This is a genomic window from Promicromonospora umidemergens (assembly GCF_024171995.1).
Lineage (GTDB): Bacteria > Actinomycetota > Actinomycetes > Actinomycetales > Cellulomonadaceae > Promicromonospora > Promicromonospora umidemergens.
This window is the reverse complement of the sequence record NZ_JAMTCT010000002.1, coordinates 452,455-476,688: the sequence shown is the minus strand read 5'-3', so window position 1 is coordinate 476,688 and position 24,234 is coordinate 452,455. Positions and strand designations below refer to the sequence as shown.

Annotated in this window: 27 protein-coding genes, 1 tRNA gene and 2 riboswitches; of the genes, 16 read left to right on the top strand and 12 right to left on the bottom strand. The window is 68.4% G+C overall.

Annotated elements, in window-relative coordinates; genetic code table 11:
• Positions 1–12 precede the first annotated feature (12 nt).
• Both APR04_RS05775 and APR04_RS05770 read left to right on the top strand, forming a co-directional pair.
• Complete coding sequence (locus APR04_RS05775) at positions 13–228, top strand: hypervirulence associated TUDOR domain-containing protein (protein WP_253868440.1); 216 nt, start codon at positions 13–15, stop codon at positions 226–228.
• Positions 225–533 (top strand): DUF3140 domain-containing protein, encoded by a 309-nt coding sequence (locus APR04_RS05770; protein WP_253868439.1) that lies wholly within the window; start codon positions 225–227, stop codon positions 531–533. Before APR04_RS05775 ends, APR04_RS05770 begins: the two co-directional genes overlap by 4 nt.
• Here the strand turns inward: APR04_RS05770 and APR04_RS05765 are convergent.
• On the bottom strand, positions 523–1,359 hold the full coding sequence (locus APR04_RS05765) for an SDR family NAD(P)-dependent oxidoreductase (protein WP_253868438.1): 837 nt from the start codon (positions 1,357–1,359) through the stop codon (positions 523–525). The genes APR04_RS05770 and APR04_RS05765 overlap by 11 nt on opposite strands.
• A gap of 205 nt (positions 1,360–1,564) precedes the next feature.
• A complete protein-coding gene (locus APR04_RS05760) occupies positions 1,565–2,080 on the bottom strand; it encodes an FAD-dependent oxidoreductase (RefSeq protein ID WP_253868437.1) in 516 nt (171 codons plus the stop codon).
• Positions 2,081–2,571: 491 nt separating this feature from the next.
• Here APR04_RS05760 and APR04_RS05755 point away from each other — a divergent pair, with 491 nt between their 5' ends.
• From APR04_RS05755 to APR04_RS05745, 3 genes are all read left to right on the top strand, one after another.
• Complete coding sequence (locus APR04_RS05755; protein ID WP_253868436.1) at positions 2,572–3,972, top strand: cryptochrome/photolyase family protein; 1,401 nt, start codon at positions 2,572–2,574, stop codon at positions 3,970–3,972.
• Between the two features lie 271 nt (positions 3,973–4,243).
• A complete protein-coding gene (locus APR04_RS05750) occupies positions 4,244–4,465 on the top strand; it encodes a hypothetical protein (RefSeq protein WP_253868435.1) in 222 nt (73 codons plus the stop codon).
• 103 nt (positions 4,466–4,568) lie between these two features.
• Entirely contained in the window at positions 4,569–4,949 is a 381-nt protein-coding gene (locus tag APR04_RS05745) for a BlaI/MecI/CopY family transcriptional regulator (RefSeq protein WP_253868434.1), read from the top strand.
• A gap of 31 nt (positions 4,950–4,980) precedes the next feature.
• Here APR04_RS05745 and APR04_RS05740 read toward each other — a convergent pair whose 3' ends face one another.
• Positions 4,981–5,577, bottom strand: a complete 597-nt coding sequence (locus APR04_RS05740) for a DUF5134 domain-containing protein (protein WP_253868433.1) — start codon at positions 5,575–5,577, stop codon at positions 4,981–4,983.
• A gap of 178 nt (positions 5,578–5,755) precedes the next feature.
• On the opposite strand from APR04_RS05740, the gene APR04_RS05735 reads away from it, so the two are divergent.
• Positions 5,756–5,968: a heavy-metal-associated domain-containing protein gene (locus APR04_RS05735; RefSeq protein WP_253868432.1), complete on the top strand. Its 213-nt coding sequence runs from the start codon at positions 5,756–5,758 to the stop codon at positions 5,966–5,968.
• 174 nt (positions 5,969–6,142) lie between these two features.
• Complete coding sequence (locus APR04_RS31265; RefSeq protein ID WP_372496065.1) at positions 6,143–6,571, top strand: transposase; 429 nt, start codon at positions 6,143–6,145, stop codon at positions 6,569–6,571.
• 67 nt (positions 6,572–6,638) lie between these two features.
• Here the strand turns inward: APR04_RS31265 and APR04_RS05730 are convergent, their stop codons facing one another.
• The 4 genes from APR04_RS05730 to APR04_RS05715 form a co-directional block, all read right to left on the bottom strand.
• A complete protein-coding gene (locus APR04_RS05730) occupies positions 6,639–7,184 on the bottom strand; it encodes a GrpB family protein (protein WP_372496068.1) in 546 nt (181 codons plus the stop codon).
• A 299-nt stretch (positions 7,185–7,483) separates the two neighbouring features.
• A complete protein-coding gene (locus tag APR04_RS05725; protein ID WP_253868431.1) occupies positions 7,484–7,861 on the bottom strand; it encodes a VOC family protein in 378 nt (125 codons plus the stop codon).
• A gap of 756 nt (positions 7,862–8,617) precedes the next feature.
• Positions 8,618–9,259 (bottom strand): DUF6518 family protein, encoded by a 642-nt coding sequence (locus APR04_RS05720; protein WP_253868430.1) that lies wholly within the window; start codon positions 9,257–9,259, stop codon positions 8,618–8,620.
• Between the two features lie 30 nt (positions 9,260–9,289).
• On the bottom strand, positions 9,290–9,802 hold the full coding sequence (locus tag APR04_RS05715; protein WP_253868429.1) for a TetR/AcrR family transcriptional regulator: 513 nt from the start codon (positions 9,800–9,802) through the stop codon (positions 9,290–9,292).
• A gap of 71 nt (positions 9,803–9,873) precedes the next feature.
• Between APR04_RS05715 and APR04_RS05710 the strand changes: the two genes are divergently transcribed.
• Together APR04_RS05710 and APR04_RS05705 are read left to right on the top strand one after the other, a co-directional pair.
• Positions 9,874–10,677 carry an SDR family NAD(P)-dependent oxidoreductase gene (locus tag APR04_RS05710; protein WP_253868428.1) on the top strand — a complete coding sequence of 268 codons (804 nt, stop codon included), beginning with the start codon at positions 9,874–9,876 and terminating at the stop codon, positions 10,675–10,677.
• A 44-nt stretch (positions 10,678–10,721) separates the two neighbouring features.
• On the top strand, positions 10,722–11,378 hold the full coding sequence (locus APR04_RS05705) for a DsbA family oxidoreductase (RefSeq protein ID WP_253868427.1): 657 nt from the start codon (positions 10,722–10,724) through the stop codon (positions 11,376–11,378).
• Positions 11,379–12,055: 677 nt separating this feature from the next.
• Here the strand turns inward: APR04_RS05705 and APR04_RS05700 are convergent.
• Both APR04_RS05700 and APR04_RS05695 read right to left on the bottom strand, forming a co-directional pair.
• Positions 12,056–12,493: an SRPBCC family protein gene (locus APR04_RS05700; protein WP_253868426.1), complete on the bottom strand. Its 438-nt coding sequence runs from the start codon at positions 12,491–12,493 to the stop codon at positions 12,056–12,058.
• A gap of 63 nt (positions 12,494–12,556) precedes the next feature.
• Positions 12,557–13,282, bottom strand: a complete 726-nt coding sequence (locus APR04_RS05695) for a DUF2306 domain-containing protein (RefSeq protein ID WP_253868425.1) — start codon at positions 13,280–13,282, stop codon at positions 12,557–12,559.
• Positions 13,283–13,490: 208 nt separating this feature from the next.
• Between APR04_RS05695 and APR04_RS05690 the strand changes: the two genes are divergently transcribed.
• From APR04_RS05690 to APR04_RS05675, 4 genes are all read left to right on the top strand, one after another.
• Positions 13,491–14,600 carry a sensor histidine kinase gene (locus APR04_RS05690; protein ID WP_253868424.1) on the top strand — a complete coding sequence of 370 codons (1,110 nt, stop codon included), beginning with the start codon at positions 13,491–13,493 and terminating at the stop codon, positions 14,598–14,600.
• Positions 14,597–15,250: a response regulator transcription factor gene (locus APR04_RS05685; protein ID WP_253868423.1), complete on the top strand. Its 654-nt coding sequence runs from the start codon at positions 14,597–14,599 to the stop codon at positions 15,248–15,250. Before APR04_RS05690 ends, APR04_RS05685 begins: the two co-directional genes overlap by 4 nt.
• A gap of 469 nt (positions 15,251–15,719) precedes the next feature.
• Positions 15,720–15,920: a hypothetical protein gene (locus tag APR04_RS05680; protein ID WP_372496064.1), complete on the top strand. Its 201-nt coding sequence runs from the start codon at positions 15,720–15,722 to the stop codon at positions 15,918–15,920.
• 79 nt (positions 15,921–15,999) lie between these two features.
• A riboswitch (glycine riboswitch) is annotated at positions 16,000–16,099 on the top strand.
• Positions 16,100–16,102: 3 nt separating this feature from the next.
• Positions 16,103–16,191: riboswitch (glycine riboswitch) on the top strand.
• Between the two features lie 472 nt (positions 16,192–16,663).
• Positions 16,664–18,040, top strand: a complete 1,377-nt coding sequence (locus tag APR04_RS05675; protein ID WP_253868422.1) for an L-serine ammonia-lyase — start codon at positions 16,664–16,666, stop codon at positions 18,038–18,040.
• A gap of 446 nt (positions 18,041–18,486) precedes the next feature.
• Here APR04_RS05675 and APR04_RS05670 read toward each other — a convergent pair whose 3' ends face one another.
• Together APR04_RS05670 and APR04_RS05665 are read right to left on the bottom strand one after the other, a co-directional pair.
• Complete coding sequence (locus APR04_RS05670) at positions 18,487–19,089, bottom strand: group I intron-associated PD-(D/E)XK endonuclease (RefSeq protein ID WP_253868421.1); 603 nt, start codon at positions 19,087–19,089, stop codon at positions 18,487–18,489.
• Positions 19,090–19,398: 309 nt separating this feature from the next.
• Positions 19,399–19,472: transfer RNA gene (locus tag APR04_RS05665), tRNA-Pro, on the bottom strand.
• Between the two features lie 131 nt (positions 19,473–19,603).
• Here APR04_RS05665 and APR04_RS05660 point away from each other — a divergent pair.
• The gene (locus APR04_RS05660) at positions 19,604–21,322 is read left to right on the top strand and encodes an acyltransferase (RefSeq protein ID WP_253868420.1); all 1,719 of its coding nucleotides are present in this window, start codon (positions 19,604–19,606) and stop codon (positions 21,320–21,322) included.
• Here the strand turns inward: APR04_RS05660 and APR04_RS05655 are convergent.
• Positions 21,297–22,316 (bottom strand): LacI family DNA-binding transcriptional regulator, encoded by a 1,020-nt coding sequence (locus APR04_RS05655; protein WP_253868419.1) that lies wholly within the window; start codon positions 22,314–22,316, stop codon positions 21,297–21,299. The two genes, APR04_RS05660 and APR04_RS05655, sit on opposite strands and share 26 nt — an antisense overlap.
• Before the next feature lie 135 nt (positions 22,317–22,451).
• Between APR04_RS05655 and APR04_RS05650 the strand changes: the two genes are divergently transcribed.
• Positions 22,452–23,159 carry a ThuA domain-containing protein gene (locus APR04_RS05650; RefSeq protein WP_253868418.1) on the top strand — a complete coding sequence of 236 codons (708 nt, stop codon included), beginning with the start codon at positions 22,452–22,454 and terminating at the stop codon, positions 23,157–23,159.
• Complete coding sequence (locus APR04_RS05645; protein WP_253868417.1) at positions 23,144–24,229, top strand: Gfo/Idh/MocA family protein; 1,086 nt, start codon at positions 23,144–23,146, stop codon at positions 24,227–24,229. Before APR04_RS05650 ends, APR04_RS05645 begins: the two co-directional genes overlap by 16 nt.
• Positions 24,230–24,234: the final 5 nt, after the last annotated feature.

The following is a 24,234-nucleotide window of genomic DNA, read 5'->3' as shown; positions in this document are numbered from 1 at the left end:
CAGACTGCACTCATGAGCGAGAAAAGGGTCCACCAGGGAGACGAGGTCACCTGGTCCAGTCATGGGCAGACGGTGCACGGCGAGGTGGTCGAGGAGATCACCGAGGACACTGAGGCGGCCGGCCGGACGGTTCGGGCTTCGGAGGACGACCCTCAGTACCGCGTGCGCAGCGACAAGAGCGGGAAGGACGCGGTGCACAAGCCGTCCGCGCTGGGGGACGACGCGTGAGCGACGAGTTCGACGAGGCCGTGAACATGACGGCGACCGAGCTGGAGCGGTGGCTGGCCACCGACGAGTCGAGGTCGGTGGGCCAGTCCGACGGCGGCGAGTCGGTCGGCCACGAGTCCGGCCGGCACATCGTGCGCCTGCTGCGCAAGAAGAAGGGCGACCTGACGGACGACGACCAGGCGCACATGCGCAAGGTCGTCGGGTATGTCCATCGGCACCTCGCCCAGCGCCCGGACGGGGACGTGGAGCACACGAGGTGGCGCTACTCCTTGATGAACTGGGGGCACGACCCCCTCAACGGCTGAGCCCGGCCGGCGGGGCGGCCGGCCCGTAGAACCAGCCGTGGAACGCCGCGCGCGCGGGCTGGGGAAGCACCGAGGCGATCGCGACCATCGCCTTGGCCTGCAGACCGGGAACGGCCTCGGCGCGGCCGTCTTGTAGTGCGTCGACTGCCCGGCGGGCCACCATCGTGGGGCCGGACTTCGGGATCCGGCCGATACGCGTGCGTTCCATATGGGCCGTGCGGTAGATCGGGGTCTGGGTCGCCGAGGGTAGGACCGTCGTCACGCTGACGCCGGTGCCGGCGAGCTCGCGGCGCAACGACCAGGCGAAGGAGCGCAGAAAGGCCTTCGACGCGGCATACGTGCCAAAGAGAGGGGCGGGCATCGTCGCCGCGATCGACGACATGATCAGCAGCCGTCCCGAGCCTGCCGCGACCAGGTCGGGAACGACGAGATGCGCGAGGTGCACGACAGAGCGGACGTTCAGATCGACGAGCCGCAGCTGATTCTCCAGGGGAGTGTGCCGGAACGGTCCGTGCACGGCGGCACCCGCGTTGAGCACGAACGTGCGCACCCCCAGCTCCCGGGTACGGGCGATGACCTCCTCGACACCGGCGGGCACAGAGAGGTCGACCTCGAGGCCGGTCACCCGGGTGTCCGAGTGCTCGCGCAGCCGGCGCACGGCGTCGTCCACGCCTCGATCGGCCACGACGAGCACGTCGTGACCCTGGCGTACGAGCTCGCGCGCGATCGCGAACCCGATGCCGCTGGACGCGCCGGTGACGAGCGCGACGTCCTGTCTTGTCCCCGAGCTCCTGGGCCGTGTCCGGTGCCGAGAGCGGCGCGTCACAAGGTGCCTCTCGACGCGCTGTGCCCCAGTGCAGAACTACCGGTGGGGAGGAGCGGATCTTGGGTCATCGGGCGCTCCCTGGCTCGGGCTGGCCCCCGTCTCGAAGCCGTCTTCCCGACCATAAGCACGGTTTCTCCCGTACGCACGCGACCGCGAGCCGTGCTCCCTGGTGCAACGGCGGACCTGGTCCGGGCTGAGCTGGAACTCAGGCGACGGTTCCAACTTCCGAACGACGCAGGACTGCCTGGGTGGCACGGGTGCCGCTGGCCATCGCTCCCTGGATGGAAGGCGTGTCGCGGTGGTCGCCCGCGACGAAGAGACCGTCGCCGAGGTCGACCGACCGACGCAGGTCACCCAGCGGTGGTGGCGCGGCGGGCAGCGCGTTCGGGATGGTCACGGTTCGCAGATGCTCCCAGCGCGCCGTGGATGCGCCGTAGAGATGAGCGAGCCGCCGGCGAACAGCCGGTTCATCGGCCTCCACGGAGGCGGACCCCACGAGCGAGGTCGCGATGAGCGCGCGACCGTCGGGGGCGTACGCGGCAGCGGCGTTGCTCAGGACGACCGAGTTGGCGATCGTGCGGTCAGGATTGCCGTCGAGCAGCAGGATCGGTTCGGCACCGGGCGGTTCCGGCGCGGCGTGATAGATCGTCGTCAGACCACATGCCCGCGGCGGGCACGCCCACGCGACCGCGAACGAAGCTGCGCCAGACCAGGTCGACATAGCGACTCGACGTGTTCGGCTCGTCCTCGCCCAGCACACCGGCCAGGAACGGCCGCAGGAAGCGCTCGAGCCCCGCCCCTCTGAGACCCCACCAGCGTAGGGATTCGCCAGCGGTTGTCTCGTCCCACGTGAGCACGCGGTGGACGGGTCGGTACGCCGCGTGGGCGGTGTAGGTGGCCAGTGCCAGCTTGTCGTTCCACGGCAGCAGCCTTGACCCGACGGTCGCCGCGAGGCCGCCGGGGTGTCGGCGTGGATTGACGACCCGGTGCAGCCGACTCCCGTGGCGCACCAGCGCGCCCGCGGTGAACAGCCGCAGGTCGAGCGACGGAAGGTCCAGTCGGCGACGAGCCCGGCCATGCCCGCTCCGACGATCACCACGTCGTGATCTGTCACCGAGACCTCCCAGGTATGGCCAGTTTTCCACGACCTTCGCACCCGTCCGGGTCACGCGCATGGCGGCGTCTACCGGGCACGGCTACGTTGGTGCAGACATGGATGACTCCCCAGTGCTGGTGTGGTTCCGCCGCGACCTGCGCGTGACTGACCAGCCCACGTTCCTCGCTGCGGGGCAGAACACTCGAGCACTGGCACTGTTCGTGCTCGACCAGCGCCTGCTCGCGCCGGCCGGGGCGCCGCGGCAGTGGTTCCTCTACGGGTGTCTGCGAGATCTCGACGAGAGCCTGGACGGCCGGCTGCTGGTCGTCGAGGGCGACCCGGTCGAGGTCGTCCCGCGGGTCGCCCGCGAGATCGGCGCGGACAGCGTCCACATCGCCGCCGACTTCGGGCCCTACGGCCAGGCACGCGACCGTGCCGTGGAACGGGTGCTCACCGAGCAGGACCGAGAGCTGGTCCGCACAGGCTCTCCCTACGCGGTGGCACCTGGCCGGGTCCGGAGCGCGGACGGCGGTCGCTACCGGGTGTTCACCCCGTTTCGACGGGCCTGGGCCGAGCACGGATGGCGCGCCCCGGCCGACACCGATGGCGGCTACCTCGACTGGATCGACCCGGGGACGGTCAAGGTCGAGGCGACCCCAGTGCCTGACGACGTCACTGTCACCGCGGAGCTGCCTGAACCCGGAGAGGCGGCGGCACGGAAGCGGTGGGAGAGCTTTGTGCATGATCACCTCCTGGACTACGCGGACGGCCGCGACCGGCCCGACCAGCCCGGTACCTCGCGCATGTCGGTCTACCTCAAGTACGGCTGCGTGCACGTTCGCACCCTGCTCGCCGACCTCGCTGCCAAGAGATCGGCCGGGGCGCAGTCGTTCCGCAGCGAGCTCGCGTGGCGCGACTTCTACGCCGACGTCCTCGACCAGCGCCCGGACTCCGCGCGTCGAAACTACGACCGCTCGTACGACGTGCTGAAGACCGGCAGCGGGCCGGAAGCCGACCGGCTGTTCACCGCCTGGAAAGAGGGTCGCACCGGGTTTCCCGTCGTCGACGCCGGGATGCGGCAGCTGCTGGCCGAGGGATGGATGCACAACCGCGTGCGGATGATCACCGCGTCGTTCCTCGTCAAAGACCTTCACCTGCCGTGGTGGTGGGGAGCCAAGCACTTCATGCGCTCGCTCGTCGACGGCGACCTCGCCTCCAACCAGCACGGCTGGCAGTGGGTCGCCGGTAGCGGTACCGACGCCGCACCGTTCTTCCGGGTGTTCAACCCGGTGCTGCAGGGAGAACGGTTCGACCCGAACGGCGACTACGTGCGGACCTACGTGCCCGAGCTCGCTGACGTGACCGGTCAGGCAGTGCACAAGCCCTGGGCTCTGCCGGACGGCCCGCCTGCCGGGTATCCCGCACCCGTCGTCGACCACAAGCGCGAACGGGCAGAAGCCCTGGACCGTTACGAAGCCGTCCGGGAGGCGCGCCGCCGCGAACGCGGAGAGCACTGACCGAGGTGTCGTCGACCCGGGCGCTGGTCGCCAGACCCGAGATGCCGCCGCCGACCACGACCTCACGTCGACCGCGCACCGCATCGTCCGTGCAGCCGTTCATGTGTCCCATCGCCTGCCTTCCCGCGCCCCGGCCAGTGCTGTGGCGACTATGCGGAGCTCACAACACTGCCACCGTCGATATCTTGACGTGTTGTAGAGATATACGTGACCCTCGTAGAGGGCACAGCACGAGCCCGAGACCAGTCCGTTCCAGACCAAGGAGACAGCTATGAGCGATAACCCTCAGCTACTTCATGTGGCGACGTTCTGCGGCCAGTGCGACTGCGGTTGCCCGGAACTGTTCGTCGACCCGACCGCGGAGCCCGAGAAGCAGATCGTGATCACTGACGACTTCGGACAGCGGATCCAGATGAGCCACGACCAGCTCGCGGACCTCGTAGAGCAGGCCCGCAGCGGAGCGCTGGACGCGACGGCGCTCCAGCCGGCCTGACGACCGGGGCTGCTCCGTCCGGCATTCCGGACGACGGCGGAGGTGGCCGTCCACGAGCCAGTGGGCGGCCACCTCTGCGCTATGGTCCTGCCAGGAGGGCAACATGTCAGGCAGGAATCGCGCACGTGGACAGCTCGAGGCAGAGGTCATGCGCATCCTCTGGGACCACGAGGACGCGATCGGAGCACGACGGATCCAGGAGGGCTTCGGGGACGGCAACGTCCCGGCTTACACGACACTCCTGACCGTGCTGGACCGCCTCGAGAGGAAGGGTGAGGTGGACCGGGTCGCTACCTCCCCCAGGAAGGTCCGCTTTCGGCCGACGCGCTCGGACGGCGAACGCGCGGGCGCAGCGATGCTGTCGGCGCTCGAAGCTACTGGTGACCGAGCCGAAGCGCTCGCCAGGTTCGCGGGCCAGCTGACCGCCAACGATATCGAGATGCTGGAGCGAGCCCTGCGTTCGAAGCACACAGCAAGGCGCTAGCACAGGCGCGGGGCGCGGACGGGTCGGCCGATCAGCCCGCGAGCATGGTGGCGCACATCGCGGCCATCCCGAGGCTCATGGCAGCGCCCGCCAGCAGGTCGGAGCCGACGCGGTCACAGACGAAGCCACGCACGCGCACGTGTCGTGAAAGGGCGAACAGGAAACTGATCCCGCCGGCGACGAGCGTCACGACCAGCAGAACGCCGCTGACCATGGCCCATAGTCCAGTCGGCGCGTGCGCGACGGCGTGAGGGCCCTGGTGTCCCCCCGGTCCAAGGGCTGCGGCTGGGGAGGCAAGAGCAAGGCTCATGATCGCCACGGCCCACACCATCGCCAGCATCATCACCGCGTGCACCGCCTGTGCCCATGCGCTCTCGTGATGGCCCGTACGGGAGACGCTGGATGCGAGCCCGCGCGGGCGTGCGTCGACCACGCGCCACCCCGCGACGGCCGCGAAGAACGCCGCGGCCAGGACGAACAACGCAAGCTGCGGCAGTGTCGGCAGGTAGGCCCACCATGGCCACACCATGGCGACCATGATCGCGTTCATGCCCAGGTGGAGCAGATACCCCACCGCTGAGAAGGTTCGCCGGGCGGTGGCGAGGCACCACAGGGAATGTGCGCTCAAGAGGCCGAAGAGGGTTGTCATCGCCCACTGGACCGCTGGGTCCGACGTCACTGGCGCCCCCGCGTTCTCGACAGGTTTTTGCCATGTGCAGCGACAGCACTGATCGAATCGCCGCCGACATTACCACATCATGTAGAGATGCCGTACTGTTCTTGAGACGGGGAGCGGGGTGGATCCGGTGAGCACGGTCGAGATCGATGTGAGCACCGGCGGTTGCGAGCACTGCCAACGCGCGCTCTATGCCGAGCTGTCCGCCGTACCGGGCGTCTGGCGGGTACGACTCGACGCCCCGAGCGGTCGGGTCACGTTCTGCGCCATAGCGCCGGTCGACCGCGTCCAGGTCGCCGAAGCCGTCGCCGACGCCGGATACGAGCTGCGTGCCTGGCACTGAGCCACGATCCTGCTGCTCGAGGACGGGGCAAGCGGTCGGCGCATTGCCCGAGGCGCCCCAGTGGGCGGACCATACCGACGCGGGTCAGGTGGCTCGTGTCTGGCGAGAAGGCCATCGGCTAGGGCATGTTTCGGAATTGGTCCGTGACCTGCGGTTTCGGCATGCTTCGGGCTCGTGGTGGACGCGGCTGGACGACATGATCTGACGGACGAGGCGTGGGCAGTGGTCGGGCCGTTGTTGCCGGTAGCGGCGTGCGGTCGTCCGGCGCGGTATCTGCGGCGGCAGGTCGACGGGATCCGGCACCGGGTCCGGGCGGGGTGCCCGTGGCGAGACGTGCCGGACCGGTACGGGCGCGGTAGGGGGCAGGGATTCGGGCCGGTCTCGTCTGTGTCGTCGGAGAGCTGGCTGGGTGAGTCCATGTCTGGCTCCCGGTCGGTCGCTGAACCGTTCCGCGGTGTGCGGGTGGGGCTGGGCATGGAGGGGGAGGTCCAGGGCGCTATCGCACCGGGCCGGGCCCTCGCGCATCTCGGCCTCACCTCAAGATCAGCCAGGGCATACGTTCCGGCGTGGTGGCCAGGAAGGTTCAGGAAGACACGGCGGTAGAAGGAGCGGAACACCATCTCGCCGGTCGAATAGATCCGCCGATCACGGACCCGTGACGCCACCTCGGTCAGCGACGGGCCTTGGCTCGAGCCTTGATCGCGAGGATTACCTCGCTCTTGGCGTCGGCGTAGGCGTTCATGTCGTCCCACCGTTGGCTGATCAGGGCCCGCTTGACGCCCTCGTAGAGGGCGCGATCGTCTGCGTCGGTGCGGAGGTGGTCACGGAGGAGGAGGTACTCGTGCACTGCTGCGTCCCCTCGTTCATACGCGTGCACGTGGACGTCGCGAGTCGGCGTACGCACGAGCCGATGCCCCGGCTCGCGAACTCGCAGCTCGTAACCGGCGGCCAGCAGCTCGTCGAGGTATTCCTCCTCTGCCGTGATGTCGGGCACGGCCACGACGATGTCAACGATCGGCTTGGCGGCAAGGCCTGGGACCGACGTGGATCCGATGTGCTCGACATCGACGTCCACTGCCGCCAGCGCAGCAAGGATGCGACGCCGGTGATACAGGTAGTCCTCCGCCCACCGGGCGTCATAGCTCTGCAGACCGACCTCGAGTTTCTCTGGACCACCGATGATCTCGACCGTCGTGACGTCCGGCCGGCGCGGCATGTCGCTGTTCGTCACCAGTACCTTCCTCCGTCGTGCGTGAACTCGCCATCTCGATCGCCGCTGCGGTTGGCGGCGAGCCGTTCGAACCTTGCCAGCGCGTACGCCTTGAGAACGGTGATCATGGCGCCCGCGGGGCGTTGTCGCGGGTCTGCTTTTCGGTCGACCGGCCGTTCTGCAGCGGCCGGTGCGGAAGGTGCCCCACGTGGGTTGGGACGGGGCCTCTGGACAACGTAGCGGACGCGGCAGAGCGCCCGGGGACCCTGTCCTCGATGGGATGGATCTCCCGACGCCCCGATCGTCTACACCGGGCGCGGGCCGAAGATTCGAAACCTGTTGTTCTCCGGGTCGCGGAAGACTACCCAACGGGTGCCGTCGTCTTGCTCGTTGTCGCTGACGCGCTCGGCGCCGAGCGCCTCGATGCGGTCGGCCTGCTGAGCCCAGTCAGTGTCACCGCTGAGGTCAAGCATCAGTCGGTTGTCCCCGGAGGCAAGCTCACCCTCGGGCTGGTGGAACATCCATGTCGGACCTGGGCCGTCAAAACCGATCGTAGCGAAGGCTGGGTTCGCCCCCTCGTCCACCGGCCGCATCAGGACGGCCGACCAGAACCTGGCCAGAGCTGCCGCATCTTTGCAGTTGAAGGCGTACATGCCGACATCTATGGGGTCACGCGATTTCACTTGCGTCTCCCTTCGCGAGGAACGTTCGTCAGGGCAGACTGGCCACGAACGGAGAACTCATCGCTGTCAGCGCGGCGGCCGGCATCGCCGAGCAGCACCGGGGAGGTCGAAGTCCTCTCAGGCTGCGTCGACCGGGTCGCACCGGCTGACGGTGGAGGTGCAGCAGGAGCGATCGGACCGCCCCGCAAAAATGCTGACCGAGCAGCTGGCCGCGATCCGCGGTCCGGGCTCGTGGTCGCAGAGCTGCACCACCTGTCGCGTCAGGCTTTGTGGCGGCTCAGATCTGAACCATGGGGTACGAATCAGCTCCACGATGCGGCTCTGTGCCGGAATCCCATCGGAACACCACACTGCCGACGAGCGACTCGACCTGCTCGCAGCATCCTGCGGCGTCGCTGCTGCTGGCCGTTGCGGCAAGCCTGTACTGGCGCAGGGTGATGGTCACTTCGAGCTTGGAGCCAAGCACTGCGGCGGCCCGGCACGCGAATACGCTCGGGAACCTCTGGACGCTCAGCGCACCTGTCCCATCTGGTGAACGGTGCGTAGCGCTCGACGGCAGCACCGGCGCAGACTCGAAAACGAGTCCCGCGATCCCTGCCGGTCGCGGGACTCCAAGAGTGGAACTGGGGCTCATGTCACGGGCGCATGACCACGTGCCTCGTCGAAGGGCCATGTCCGCCAACTGCTCCTCAGCCGAGGAGCTCCGGGAAGTCCGCGAGTACGTTCACGCGTGCACGAACTGTCGAGGAGGAGTAGTCAGAACCTCACGTACGGGAGGTAGGCAAATGCCAGGTAGAAGGCTGCCGCGACCACCAGTGGTCCACCTGACGCGAGCGCTACTGGCAGCGCGCCCCGGATGCGTCGGACGAGCGTCCACGCCATCAGGGCCAGGCCTGCGATGCCGATCACGGTCCAGTAGACAGGGCTCGTGGTCTCGCGGATGATCGTCAGCCCATGCACGCACTCCCCCAGGGCGATGCCGGCGAGCAGCGCGGTACTGATGGCCGCCCGGACGCCGGTGGCACGCAGCCATGCCGCGGCCACTCCCACGAACGGCCCGAGGACCACTCCCACGATGGAGTAGTGCACAGGGTCGTAGACGAATCCCCGCATCTGGTGCGCCACCATGTATCCGAGCACGAGCAGCACGAAACTGACGGCCCCCAGCACCGCTGCGGGTACCGCGCGCGCCCGTGACCAGTACACGAGCAGCACGGTGAGCAGGGTCCAGCCGCTGCCGGAGTTGGCGAACGAGGAGAGCGCGTCCGGCAGGAACCCGCCTTGGGCGTACGACGTCAGGCCGCCCAGCAGGAAGCTCAGGACCACGACGACCGCGATCCGCACCGGGGGACGGGACACCGCGGCGCGGGTGGACGTGGCCTGTGTGTCCGTGGTCATGGCGGAAAATCTACAGACCGGCACCCCGCCTCACATCCGGCCTGGGGTGGACAGCCAGTCATGCCACGGTCCCCTGTTGTGCGGCAAGAAGGGCACGAGCCAGTGCGACCGGTTCCGACCCGGCCGGCAGATCGCTTCGTCCTGGGCGCGGGAGACGCAGTCGGCGATCAGCGCGGTGGATGCCTCGTAGGTGTCGTGGGCGTGGGCGAGGACTTCCGGATCGGCGCTGCCGAGCTCGCAGGTGCTGTTGGCGAGCAGGCAGCCGCGTCGTGCACCGGACTTGGTCCCCTCATCGTTTGGCGCTTCGAGGAGCATGCGGAGAGCGTCGATGGCTCGTGGAGCCTCGGTGAGGACTCTCCGGAGATGGTCGTGGTCGCCTTCGGTGTAGTTGCCCAGCACCCGGAGGAAGAGTTGACGTTTGTCACCGAACGCCGCGTAGAGGCTGCCTTTGCCCAGCCCACTGACCCGCATCAGGTCTGCCAGCGAGGTAGCGGCGTAGCCGGCGTCCCAGAACTGCTCCCGAACCGCGTTCAGTACCTGCATCTCGTCGAACGCTCGTGGACGTCCCATGGCTCCAGGATACGCATGCTTGACCGCTCGGTCCATTACTCTCTATGGTGGACCGCGCGGTCAAGAACGGCGTCGCGCATCGAGATGGGAGCTGGAAGATCATGGGAAAGCTGGATGGCAAGGTAGCGATCGTCACGGGCGGATCGCGGGGGATTGGGGCAGCATCAGCGCTGGCGTTGGCTGACGAAGGAGCTGACGTCGCGATCAGCTACTCGTCATCGGCGGATCGGGCCAAGGCCGTAGTCGCTGACCTGGAGGCGAAGGGGGTGCGCGCGGCGGCCTTTCGAGCTGACCAGGCGGATGCGACGCAGGCGGCAGGTCTCATCCAGAGCGTGGGCCAGCAGTTCGGAAGACTGGACATCTTGGTCAACAACGCGGGCTATACCGCCGCTGCCCCGATCGACAGTGAGGACGCCGACGAGTCGGCCTTCGACCGCCAGCTCGCGGTGAACTACACCGGCGTCGTGGCTGCGATCAGAACAGCGTTCCCGCTGCTGCCGGACGGTGGGCGGATCGTGAGCATCAGTACCGGCGCAGCGACGCGGGCGGGCTTCCCCGGGATGGCCGACTATGCAGCCTCCAAGTCAGCCCTCGAGGGCTACAGCCGGGGCGCAGCGCGTGACCTGGCACACCGAGGCATCACGGTAAACGTGATCCAAGTCGGCTTCATCGACACCGACATGAACCCGGCCGACAGTCCGGCCGCGTCCATGTTCCTTCCCACGACGGCGATGGGGAGGTACGGCAGGCCGGAGGAGGTCGCCGCAGGGGTTGTCTTCCTCGCCAGTCCGGAGGCGTCCTACGTCACCGGCGCGGTGCTGAGAGTCGACGGCGGATACGCCGCGTAGCACGATCGTGCGGCTGAGAAGCGCTCGAAGAGAAGAGAGATGAAATGACCGAGTCCATCAAGGTCGACATCTGGGTCGATATTGTGTGCCCCTTCTGCTACATCGCGACGTCGAGATTCGAGGTGGCCGTGTCCCAGGTAGCGGTTCCCGTCGACATCGAATATCACTCGTTCCAACTGATGCCGGACCTGCCGGAGGACTACGAGGGCAGTAACGCAGAGTTCTTCCGGGACTACCGCGGGATACCGCCGGAGGAGCTCGAGGAGAGGAGCCGGCCGCTGATCCGGATGACGGCCGAAGCGGCACTGCCCTACCGTCTCCGGGACATCCAGCAGGCGAGCACCCTGAAGGCTCATCAGCTCCTGCACCATGCCAAGGCACGTGGCCGACAGGTCGACGCGGCCGCAGCGTTGTACCGCGCCCACTTCGCCGAAGGCAAACACATCGGTCACCTTGACGTTCTCCTCGCCATCGCCGAAGGGCTGGGCCTCGACCGGGCCGATGTCGAGCGTTCACTGGTATCGGAACAGCACCTCGGGGATGTCCGTGCAGACACCGATCGAGCGGGGCAGCTGGGCATCCAGGTCGTGCCCTTCTTCGTCTTCGAGAACACGTACAGCCTGTCCGGGGCACAGGAGATCGAGACGCTCGTCGACGTCCTCACGCAGATGCGCAACGAGGCGACCACGGCGGGCGCCTGAACAGCGAGGACGCCGACGCCCGAGCCCACCTCGAAGGCGCACCAGCACCGCCAGTTGCCGCAGACCCGCCTGGTACAGGAGCGGCGCGATCCCTGTGGATTCTCGGCCACCTCCGTAGCCAGTTGGCTGAACTCCCAGCAGAACGGTACCCAGGATCGAGTTTTCCCCGTGTCGCAAAGTCTCGGCCGCCGCGTTATCGACTCTCTGCGAGCATCTGCCGAGTGCGGCAGCGGCAAGCGCCTGGTGCTCGGCCTGTACGTGCTCAACGTCCTGTGCGGACCCCGGGCGGGTACGGAGACCGGCAGGACGAAGACTTCAGCATCCTGCTCGTGGCGTCGAGCGGTTCCCACATCGGTGGTGCGGGCTGGTAAATGGGCAACAGTCACCTCGCTCATCGCCAGCCCAGTGCGCGTTCACGGCCTCGACACCGGGGTCATGCCCATTCACTCATTTGCGGGCCCAGGGCGAGAAGATGCCTAGTGTGTTCCTGGACAAGATGGACATCCACGATCGGCTCATGGACGCCGACTGGGCCGCTGGTCGTCGGACAGGCGAGTAGCGACGAGACTGGCAAGGCGTCGCGCAAGTCGGACACATCAAGGTCGGTCGCGCCCATGCGCCCATGCTGGCGTGTGCCAGGAGCACCGCCCACCCCGGGAATCATCAACGGCTGGCTGTCACCTGGCCGCGTAGTCGGCGAGGTCGTCGGCCATGCGCTGCATCACGCCGGGCAGGACGAAGGGTAGTGTCCAGCCGATGCCGGGACGCGTCCGCCAGGTGCCGTGCCAGTCGATGTTGGTACCGCCGGTGCTGGTCGGTTCCAGTTCGATGACTGCCCGGTAGTCCTTGAGCGCGAAGTTGAAGGCGTCCTCGTATGCCATGCGCTGCTGGGGGGCCAGTTCGGTCAGACGTTCGCCGGTGACGATCCGGCCGGTGCGGAACGCGCGGATCGCTCCGACGCTATCGCGGCCGTGTGGGTCGAGCCCGCTGGAACGCTCCTGCACCAGCTCGTCCAGTCCGGAGGACCAGCGCGGCCAGGTACGACCGTCGATCAGCAGATCCCACACGGTGTGGGGTGGAGCCGAGGTCGTTGCGCTTGCCTGGTAGTGCGGCATGTCGTGTCCTTTTGTCGTTCTCGGGAAGGCCGAGCGGTGGTCGTGCACCGGTTCCAAGCCGCGTCATTCACCCTGTGCGGCTGGAGCCGGTGCGAGCGTAGGGGTAGCGGCGGGCTCGCGTCGCTGCCGGCGCTGGAGCAAGGGCTGGACGGTGCGCTGGACGATGAAGTACTCGGCCACCATGACGTTGACGACGATGGATGCCCATCCGCTGGCGTGGTAGACCTGCTCGAATTCCAGCGACGGGAAAGCAGGCATCAGTACGCCGGTGCCGGTGATCAGGAAGACGCGCAGGCTCACCGCGGCGAAGGTGAGCGCGTAGTTGCGGATCATCCAGATCCGGTGCAGCTGGACCTCACCGCGCCGGATGGTGCGATAGGCCTGCGCCGCTGTGTACAGCCAGGCGGCCGCGAGCAGGTAGAACGCGACCTGGATCGAGAAGCCGCTGAGCGAGACCGTGGCGGCGTAGAAGGACGCGACCGCCGCGACCACCACGGCGATCAGGTAGATTCGGCCGATGAGCAGGTGCGCCGCGGGATACCGGACGCGCAGCGGCCGCACGAACTGAAACGGCCCCAGGAGCAGTGCCACTCCGCCGGGCAGGCCATGGACCAGGATGGACAGGAAGTGGGTCGCCACGTCCGGGTCGATCGGGATGAGGCTCGCGTCCTCGCCACCGAGCACCAGGGCTCCGAGGGAGGTGATGCCGAATCCGACAGCGGAGACAGCCAGGAACGCCCACAGCGCCCACCACCACCGGCGTCGGACGGAGCGAGAGGTTGTCGTCATCAGTGTGTCCCCAGGTGAGTAGTCGGTCGGCTGTGTGCGGAGGTCGGGTTCACCGATGAACCTAGGAGGCCACGGCGACGCCGTCCTCGGAGCCAGGTATCTGAGGAGGTCGTCCTCCGGACCAGGAATGCGCCGTCGCCTCCTCCCACGGGAGGAGGCAGGCCGGCACCGCGGTCGGATCCCGGCATCGGCTGGCTATATTTCTGGCATGCTCTCCCTGCTCCGAGACCGCGACGGGTTCGTCATCGGAGCCGCCATGCTGGGTACCGGCATGGGATTGCTCAACCTCGCCTACACGTCGGACTGGGGCTGGGTCCCGGCACTCGCGATCATCCCGGCGCTGATCGTGCGCGCCGTGTGGCGGTCGATGCCGGGCTGGTTGCTCCTGTCGTGGATCCTGGCCCCGACGCTCGTCGGTGACGCCGCGGTGGTCACCCAGAGCGGCTTCATGGTGGTGGTCGTGGCGCTGGCAGTGGTCGCGGCCGGCCCCGTGCGACGGCCGGACGCCGTCCTCATGATCCTGAGCCTGGTGTCGCCGTTCCTCGTCTGGGCGCTGCAGAACGCTAGCTGGTCCCGCGGGATCGGTGCCTGGATCTGGTGCGGCGGACTGCTGATCGGCTGGGGCTTCGGCCACGTCGTCGGGCAGCAGTGGGCGCTCATCGACGAGCTGGACCGGACCCGCACGCAGCTCGCCGAGACAGCCGTGGCCGAGGATCGCCAGCGCGTCGCCCGGGACCTGCACGACCTGGTGGGGCACAGCTTCTCCGTCGTCCTGCTCCACCTGTCGGGCGCGCGGCTGAACCTGGCCTCCTCGCCCACCGAGGCCGCCGAGGCCCTGCGGCAGGCCGAAGCCGTGGGCCGCCAGGGCATGGACGAGCTGCGCCAGGCCCTGATGCTCATGCACCAGGGCAACAGCGCGCCCGCACCGTTCGAACCCGGCGAGCTCGACCGTTTGGTGACCAGGTACCGCGAGGCAGGTATGCGCATCGACCTCGATGTCTCGGGTGATGCCGACGGTATCGACGCGGCTACGCGCATCGTCCTGCACGACGTGCTGCGCGAGGCCCTCACCAACGTGGCCAAGCACGCTCTCGCGCCCGAGGCGACGATCCGGATTGAGGGCGATCGCGACATGATCAGTGTGCGGGTGGAGAACGCACTGGGTCCGCACACGCCGCCCGCGGGTGCCGGTATCGGGCTGGCCGGGCTCGAGCATCGGGTGGCCGCGATCGACGGCAACTTCCAGGCCCGTCCCGACCGCGGCAGCTGGGTGGTCGAAGCGTCCTTGCCTCGCAGACTCGTCAGGGCGAGCTCGTGATCCGCGTCCTCTTGGTCGACGACCAGCCGATGGTGCGCGCCGGCCTCGGACTGATCCTGCGCAGCCAGCCGGACATCCGCGTGGTGGCCGAGCGGGGTGACGGCGGCGACGTCGTCCAGGCCGTTGCCCAGCACACACCCGACGTCGTGTGCATGGACGTACGGATGCCGGGTGTCGACGGCGTCGAGGCGACTCGCCGACTGCGGGCCGCGGACGGCCCGCCGGTCTGCATCCTCACCACGTTCGACGACGACCACGTGCTGTGGTCCGCGGTCGACGCCGGCGCCGCGGGCTTCGAGCTGAAGTCCGCCACCGCCGAGAACCTGATCGAGGCAATACGGACGGTCGCTGCCGGCGGTACCTGGATCGACGGGACCCTACTGGGGCCGATCCTCGACTCCTACCGCCGGTCGGTGCGCCCGTTGACCCACTACGACGACCGGCTCGACGCGCTCACCGGCCGCGAGCTCGACGTCCTGCGGCTCATGGCGCGGGGCGCGTCCAACCAAGAGATCGCCGACCGGCTCTTTCTCGCCGAGACCACGGTCAAGACTCATGTCGGCGGCCTCTTCACCAAGCTCGGCGCCCGCGACCGGGCCGCGGCGATCGTTTTCGCCTACGACGCGGGACTCGTCCAGCCCCGACGCTGAAGCAACGGCCTCTCGGCGAGCGCACGGCGTCGACTCGGTGTCGTGGCTAAGGCAACGGAGACATCCCCGCGGAGGGCGGCACCGCGACCAGACCATCGTCGTCGCGCCTCAACTAACGCGGCCTGAGCTCTCTCACTCGGCGACCTGGAGCCAGCCGCGCAGAACAAGCAGTCACAGTGCGGCAGTCAGCGCTCAGGACGGCTGGTCGAGCTGCCGTCGAAGCCGGTCGGCTTCCACCTCGGCGCGGGCAAGGTGTTCTGTGAGGCGCTCGCGCGTGGTCTTGGGCGCAGTGAGGAAGTTTTGCACGGTCCCGACCGAGACGCCGGTGGATCGTGCGATGGAGCGGAGCGTCCGCTGGTCATCGTCTCGGTGTTGTGGCGGCAGGTGAGGGCGGCCTTCCACCGGAACAGCTCCGTTGGGTCTGGCAGGAGGAGCACGGCCAGATCTGGCGGGCATCATCGTGCCGTTCATGGGGACCAGCCTGAACGCCGACGCGGTCAGCCGCAACGCGGCGATCGACGCGTTCCGCGCCCCGGCCGAGCGCGCCAGCGCGCTACTCAAGGCGACCTGGCCCATCCTGCGCCGCATCACGCTGGATCCTTGGCGCATCACCGGGATGGCCGCGGCCACCCTCGTACTGCTCCGCCTTCAACGCCCGGCCACAGAATGAGGCGAGAAAACCTCAGTTGGAACCCCTATTGAACTGATCTGATACCGTGCTCGCTGAAACGTCCAAAATTGAACATCCCTGTAGCGTGGCGGGAGAGTTCACCTGAGCGACCCTCAGGTGGCGCCGTAGGAGCAACACCTCCCCAGGAATCTCTCAGGCCCCCGTACCGCCACGACAAGGAACTCTGGAGAGCAGCCGAGCTTCGTGCCTGGCTCACCGACGGGGCAAGCCGGCCATGTGTCGGCACAAAACTCTCAGGTCACAGACAGAGCGGGGAGGAACTCATCGTGCTGGCGTCCGCCGGCCTGGCCTTGGAGTTCCCATGATCTGCTCCCACCCCTCCAGTTCTGACGATCGCATCAGCAGCCCAGATGGGCCTAGGGTGCCCTCGACAGTTCGTCAACGCAGACGACCATCCCGACTGCCCATCGGGATCGGGGTGTCGCACGTCGCGACCGAAGCCCTGGGCGACATCGTCCATGTCGATCTGCCCGCGGTCGGCAGCCAGCTGCGCAACGGTGCCGACACATGAGCAGGGTCGACAGCCGCATCGTGCAGCAGAGTGGACCACCCGAGCACGCGACTGTCGGCAAAGCCGCCGCGTTCGGTATAGCGGCGTCCGCAGACTTCCGTGAGCAGATGGAACGTGTCGTGACGGGCGTCAGTTTCTCGTCATCGGACTACACGAGGAGAAACTCACCCATGCACATCCGCCCGCGGGCACGCCGTCATGAGGAGCGCTCATGGCGCTGAGCGCGCTCGACCTGTTCTCCATCGGGATCGGGCCATCGTCTTCCCACACGGTCGGGCCGATGCGCGCGGCCGGCGCGTTCGTCGACGCGCTACGGGACCAGGACGAACTAGGCAGGGTTGTGCGCGTGCAGGCCGAGCTGTTCGGCTCCCTGGGCGCCACAGGTCGCGGGCACGGCTCGGACGAGGCTGTGATCTTGGGCCTGTTGGGAGACACACCCGAGGCCGTCGACACTGCCACCGTCGGTGCCCGGGCCAGGCAGATCTGCGCGGACGGACTGCTGCTGCTCGGTGGAGAGCATCAGATCGGCTTCTCACGCAGCGATGACCTGATCCTGCACAGACGCCGGAGCCTGCCGGAGCACCCCAACGGGATGACCTTCCGCGCCTTCGACCGGCAGGGCGACGCGGTCCATGAGTCGACGTACTTCTCGGTTGGTGGTGGGTTTGTGGTGGCCCAGGACGCGATGGCGCAACGACGCATCACCCCTGGCGCCACCCGTCTCCCGTATCCGTTCGCCTCGGGCGCTGAACTGCTGCGTCACTGCTCCCAGGAACAGTTGAGCATCGCCGAGGTCATGCTGGCCAACGAGCTGGTGTGGCGGTCTGAGGAGCAACTGCGTAGCGAGCTGCTGCGAATCTGGGCGGCGATGAAAGAGTGCGTCCATAACGGGTGCACCAGCCAGGAGCAGCTGCTCCCCGGAGGGTTGCAGGTGCCGCGCCGCGCCCCGCTGCTTCATACGAAGCTGTCGGCCGAGCCGGGCCGAAGCGACCCCATCGGCGCCATGGACTGGGTCACTCTCTTCGCGCTGGCGGTGAATGAGGAGAACGCCGCCGGCGGACGCGTCGTGACCGCTCCGACCAACGGCGCGGCGGGCGTCCTCCCGGCAGTACTGCACTATTACGACCGGTTCATCCCGGACGCCAGCGACGACGGAGTGGTGACGTTCCTCCTCACCGCAGCAGGCATCGGCATCCTCATCAAGGAGAACGCGTCGATCTCAGGTGCAGAAGTCGGGTGCCAGGGCGAGATTGGCTCGGCCTGCTCGATGGCCGCTGCCGGACTGTGCGCAGTCATGGGCGGGACACCCGAGCAGGTCGAGAACGCTGCCGAGATCGGCATGGAGCACAATCTGGGGCTCACGTGCGACCCGATCGGTGGACTCGTTCAGATCCCCTGTATCGAGCGCAACGCCATCGCGAGTACCAAGGCGATCAACGCGGCGCGCATCGCCCTGCACGGTGACGGCAACCACCGGGTCTCCCTCGACCAGGTGATCAAGACCATGCGCGACACCGGTGCCGACATGAAGCTGAAGTACAAGGAGACCTCTCGTGGAGGGCTGGCGGTGAACGTGATCGAATGTTGAGCGCGATGATCGGCTACCGCTCTTGGCGATCCCCGCAAAAGGAGTCGGATCTCCGTTGATGGGCGTGACGAGCCTCGTCGGTCTGCCTTGGCATGACCAACGGGCGGCCGGTGAACCTCAAGTTCGACGTCGATGTGACGCCCGAGATCAGATAGCACCCGTCCGGGGTGATGTACTCCGCCGCCGGGTTGCCACGAGAGCGGTGGCGGAGTGATCGACCAGCGGCACGGTGCTGGAAGCGGTCGCCCTATGAGGCGGGCACGGTCGGCGGCGTTGTTGTCGGTCGTCCCGAAGACAGGACTGCCCTGGGGAACTCGCCACCCTTTACCGGCGCAGGTTCACAATCGAGTTGGGCGAATGTGCGCGTCTTGGACGTGGCCCTTACCAGGGATCAGGTGTGCGGGCGTAACTAGCCGACGCGATCCGAACTGTCCGAAGCCTGACCTTCATAACGCAGAGGTCTGGCGATATCGCCCGTACGCATTGAGGTGTATTGCGTGCAGCCCGCCCACGACGGCAACTGGGATCAGGTAGTAGTTGAGGTCTCCGTCGATGATGAAGAAGTCATCGATCTCATCCGGGTCGTATGTCCGGCGCTCACCTCGTGTCGTCGAGAGATACACCTTCCAGCTGCCACCTGCCTGAGTCCTCGTGGTCTTCACCTGCACGCGGCGGATTCCCGCGAGACTGCAGACGAGCAGGTCATATCTGCTGGGCTCGAGTGGCCATGAGACATCGAGGCCGCACAACAGATACCACGCCGCCGCGAGGGCGGGTCCTGCACGATCGAGATGATCGAGCGTCGGCGCCAGTTGACTGCTGTTCGACGTCCGGCTTGTCACCCGAAGGTGTGTCGTGTCTGCACCGATTCGCGCGGCATGCCCCTTGATCAAGGTGGCGCCGGCATCGGCCTCAATACCCAGACGTGCGGTCACCGCGGTCCACGAATCCGATTCAGCGATAGCGGTGCGAATCTCGGCGTCTGTCCAACGGCGCTGGCCAACAAAATGGGAATAGTCGAGACCGAGACGATCTGCCTCAGCACGCACCGATCTCATCGCTGTGGAAGACGACGTGGCGAACCCTCACTCGCGTAGCACTCCTCGCCAGCTCTTCGAGGCGGAGAGAACAGTGACAAGGCGTTCGTCCGTGTACCTTCGCGCGGGGGGCATGTCGAAACCGTACGGCGTGCCTCTGACATTGGGGCGCGACGGTATCGCCCACCGCATGCATTGACGGGATATCGGTCCAGCTCTCACATGTGTGATCGAGCCGTTCCGGATCTCGGGAGACAACGAACAGCCGGACCCACGCAATCGTGGATCCGGCTGTTCGGGGTACCGTGCGACATCACAGTGTCGGGCTGACAGGATTTGAACCTGCGACCCCCTGACCCCCAGTCAGGTGCGCTACCAAGCTGCGCCACAGCCCGCGGCGTTCCGAGCATGCTCGGAAGTGCCGGTTTCGACCCCGTAGGGACGACCGAAATACTACCCCACCTCCGGCCGTGTGCCCGACCACGGGCAGCACGCGGGAGAGATCCGCCCGGCTAGTCTTGGCGCCGTGCACCACTCACCGGCCGCGGGCGTCCGACGTATCGACTACTTTCCCTGGGAGTACGACCCCACGTCTCCGGAGGCCGAGGCACAGGCGGCGCGGCAGGTCGAGCTGGCCGCCGAGGGCGCGGTGTTCGGTGACGGCGTCTTCATCGCCCAGAACGCCGCGGTCTTCTGCGACCAGCTCTCCATCGGCGACCGCAGCTACGTCGGAGCGCTCGCCTACGTCACGGGTGAGCTGACGATCGGCGCGGACTGCTCGATCAACCCCTACGCCGTGGTCCGTGGCGAGATCCGGATGGGCGACGGCGTCCGGATCGGCGCGCACAGCTCGATCCTCGGGTTCAACCACCGCATGTCCAACGATCTGCCGATCCACGAGCAGGGCACCTGGAGCAAGGGCATCACGCTCGGCGACGACGTGTGGATCGGCTCCAACGCCACGATCCTCGACGGGGTCACGGTCGGCGACCACGTCATCATCGGGGCTTCCGCGGTCGTCACCAAGGATGTGCCGGACTGGGCGGTCGTCGCGGGCAACCCGGCGCGCGTCATCCGCGACCGGCGCGCGGAGACCCGCGCCACCCGGGCCCATGAGCTCGAGGCAGAGCTCCACGACTTCGCGGAGCGGGCCCGCGAGCAGGCCGGCGACCTGCTGGCCCGCTGCTACGAGGACGGCCGGTTCGTCGACCGCCCGTCGGCGTCCGCCGGGACCCAGGTGCCGGCCGTCCGCCCCTGGGCCGACGCCGTCGAGATCGCCGACGTCCTGCTCGGCACCCCTCCACCGGGATTCGACGCCGCAGACCTGGTCCGGCGGCTGACCGCCCGACAGGACCCGGCGACCGGGCTCATCCCGGCCGGCGACCTCTCCGACCAGGGCCTGACGCGGCCGGCGACGTCGGACGAGCCACTCGACCCCGCGGACGGCAGCGCGAGCTATCACGTCCTCAGCGTCGGCTACGCGGTCCGGCTGCTCGGTGGGCGCCTCCCGTATCCCGTGCATGCCGTGCACGAGCTGAGCGAGCAGCAGGTCATCGACTCTCTCGAAGCGCGTGACTGGGGCGCCCAGGCGTGGGGGAGCGGGGCCGCCGTCGACGCCCTCGCCACCGCGTGCGCCCTCAACATCACCGACTTCTCGGCGGACCTCGCCGGCGGCGGCGTCGGCCCGGTCTACGGGCTCCTGGGCTGGCTGTCCGCACGGGCGAACCCCGAGACGGGCCTGTGGGGCGCGCCGCAGCCCGGGCCCGCGCCGCGCTGGCTGCAGGCCGTGAACGGTTTCTACCGGCTGACCCGCGGCTCGTACGCCCAGCTCGGGCTGCCGCTGCCGTATCCGGAGGCGGCCATCGACACCGTGCTGGAGCATGCGAGCGACCCGCACCTCGGCACTCCTGAGGGGTACACCGCCTGCAACATCCTCGACGTGATCCATCCGCTCTGGCTCGCGGCCAAGCAGACCGGGCACCGGCGCGCAGAGGGCAGTGCGTGGGCACACGACCAGCTCCAGCGGGCGCTCCAGAGCTGGTCCGCCGGCGAGGGCTTCGCCTTCGCGCCGCACAGCACGGGGGCCGACGGCGTCGCCGGCCTCCAGGGGACCGAGATGTGGCTGAGCATCGTCTGGCTCCTGGCCGACTACCTCGGTCTGTCGGACGCCCTGGGCTACCGGCCGCGCGGCGTGCACAGCCCGGACCCGCTCGTTCGCCTCACACCGATCGACGGGCAGCCGTAGACCCACGGACGACGAGCGTCGTGGCGAGCTCCTCGCGCGGCGCCTCGGCGGGCGGGTCGGCGCTGATGCGCAGCAGCATCCGCAGCGCCGCCTCGCCCATCTCGGCGATCGGCTGACGCACGGTGGTCAGCGCAGGGCTGACCCACTGGGCCTCCGGCAGGTCGTCGAAGCCGACCACGCTCACGTCGTCGGGGATCCGGAGCCCGAGGGCGGCCGCGGCGTCGTACACACCGAGCGCCATGGTGTCGGAACAGGCGAAGACCGCCGTCGGTGCCGGGGTGCCACGCAGCAGCTGGGTCGCGAGCTCGGCGGCGCTCGCGCGCTGCCGGCCGGTATGGGCGACCCGGCTGTCCGGAAGGTCGAGCCTGGCCTGCGTGACGGCGGAGCGGAACCCGTCGACCCTCGCCTGGCTGTAGAGGTGCGTGCGCCGCCCGGCGAGCACGGAGAGGTGCTGGTGCCCCAGCGAGAGGAGGTGCTCGGCGGCGGCCCGCCCGCCGGCCCAGTTCGCCGCACCTACGCTGGCGACCGTGCTCGGTGGCTGGGTGACGGGATCGAGCAGCACGATCGGCACCTGTGCCGCCGCCAGCGTCGCGAGCTGTTCGCTCGTCGTGTCGACGAGCGCCAGCACGGCGCCGCGCAGCCTCCGCGCGAGCAGCCGCGTGAGCCAGGCGTCGTCGGGCGGCCGGGCCACGGAGACGACGATGTCGACGCCCGCCCCCTCAGCGGCGCGTTCCACGCCGCTGAGCGCGCGGTTCGCCCAGGTGCCCTCGACGCCGCTGAGTACCAGGTCGACGAACGGGGAGCGTCCTCCGCGCGACGGCGCGTCCCTGCCGGAGCGGCCGCGATACCCGAGCTCCTCGACGATCCGCATGATGCGCGCGCGGGTCTCGGCCGAGACGTCCGACCGACCGCTCAGGACCTTCGAGACGGTGGGCGTCGTCGTGCCGGCAGCCTTCGCGACGTCCGCGAGCGTCGTCCGAGGTGGGTTCGGCATACGGACGACGTTAACCGCAGCGGCAGAAGTTGCGCAACTAACTGGCCCTTGATCTGGCTCGGCACCTGCTGTATCAAAGGGGGGCCGCTTTGTTCCGGCCCAATGTTGCGCAACGTTTGAGCGGAGAGCATGGACATGACACCTTCGAAGAAGAAGCACGCGCTGATCGTGCGCGGGGGATGGGACGGGCATCAGCCCGTCGAGACCACCGACGCGTTCCTCCCCTTCCTGGACGAGCACGGGTACGAGGTCCGGGTCGAGGACGAGACGACCGTCTACACGGACACCGGGTACATGGCCGGCGTCGACGTCGTCATCCAGACCAACACGATGAGCACGATCGCCGGTGACGAGCTTCGCGGACTCATCGCCGCGGTGAGGAACGGCGCAGGCCTCGCCGGCTGGCACGGCGGCATCGCCGACTCCTACCGGAGCAGCTCGGACTACCTCCAGCTGATCGGCGGGCAGTTCGCCTGCCACCCGGCGAAGGCGGTACCTGACGAGCTGGCGGGCGAGGCGGCCGACAACTTCGTGCGGCACACGATCGATATCGTCTCCGACCGGGCCGACCACCCGATCGTCGCGGGGATCACGGACTTCGAGCTGACGACCGAGCAGTACTGGGTGCTGTCCGACGACTACAACGACGTGCTCGCGACCACGACGCTCGCCGCCCGCGACTTCGACCCGTGGCACCGGCCGGTCACCTGCCCGGCCATCTGGACCCGGCTGTGGGGCGAGGGCCGGGTCTTCGTCTCGACGCCGGGCCACGACCTCGCGGTCGTCCAGGAACCGAACGTCCGGACCATCATCGAGAGGGGAATCCTGTGGGCCAGCCGCTGAGGGTAGGGATCGTCGGCCTCGGAGCGATCTCCGGCCAGTACCTGTCCACGTTCGAGCGGCTGGAGGCCGTGCGCCTGGTCGCGGTCGCCGACCTCGACGCGACCCGCGCGGCGTCGGTCGCGGCGGAGCAGGGCGTGCGCGCACTGACCGTCGGCGAGCTGACGACGGACCCCGACATCGACCTGGTGCTGAACCTCACGACCCCTGCCAGTCATGCCGAGATCGCCCTGAAGGCCATCGCGGCGGGCAAGGCGGTGTACGGCGAGAAGCCCCTGGCGGTCACGCTCGAGGACGCCCGCACCGTGCTGGAGGCGGGCCGTGCGGCCGGGGTGCGGGTGGGGTGCGCGCCGGACACCGTGCTCGGGACGGGGGTGCAGACGGCGCGGAAGGCCATCGACGACGGTGCGATCGGAGAGCCGGTCGCGGCGACGGCGGTCATGATGACGCCCGGCCACGAGCGGTGGCACCCCAACCCGGACTTCTACTACCTGTCCGGTGGCGGACCGCTGCTGGACATGGGCCCGTACTACGTGACCACGCTGGTCACCCTGCTCGGCCCGGTCGTGTCGGTGGTCGGCGCCGCGAGCCACACCAGGGCGACCCGTGAGATCGGGTCGGGCGACCGGGTCGGACAGGTCATCCCCGTCGACGTCGACACGCACGTGACCGGGGTGCTCCGGCACGCGTCGGGGGTGCTGTCGACCCTGGTGATGAGCTTCGACTCGGTCGCCACCCGAGCCTCGCAGATCGAGGTCCACGGCCAGGCGGGCTCGCTCGTCGTCCCCGATCCCAACCGGTTCGACGGCGACGTGCAGCTGCACGAGCTCGGTGGCGCCTGGCAGACCCTCCCGCCCAGCGCCGGGTACCGGGACGCGGGCCGTGGGTACGGCGTCGCCGACCTCGCGGCCACGCCACCGAGCGTCGTCGCGCGTGCGAACGGCGAGGTCGCGTACCACGTCCTCGACATCATGACCGCGCTGCTCGCGGCCGCCGACACCGGCACGACGGTCAGCGTGGAGAGCACCTGCGACCGGCCGGCGCCCGTCCCGCTGTCGGACGCGCCACGCTGACCGGC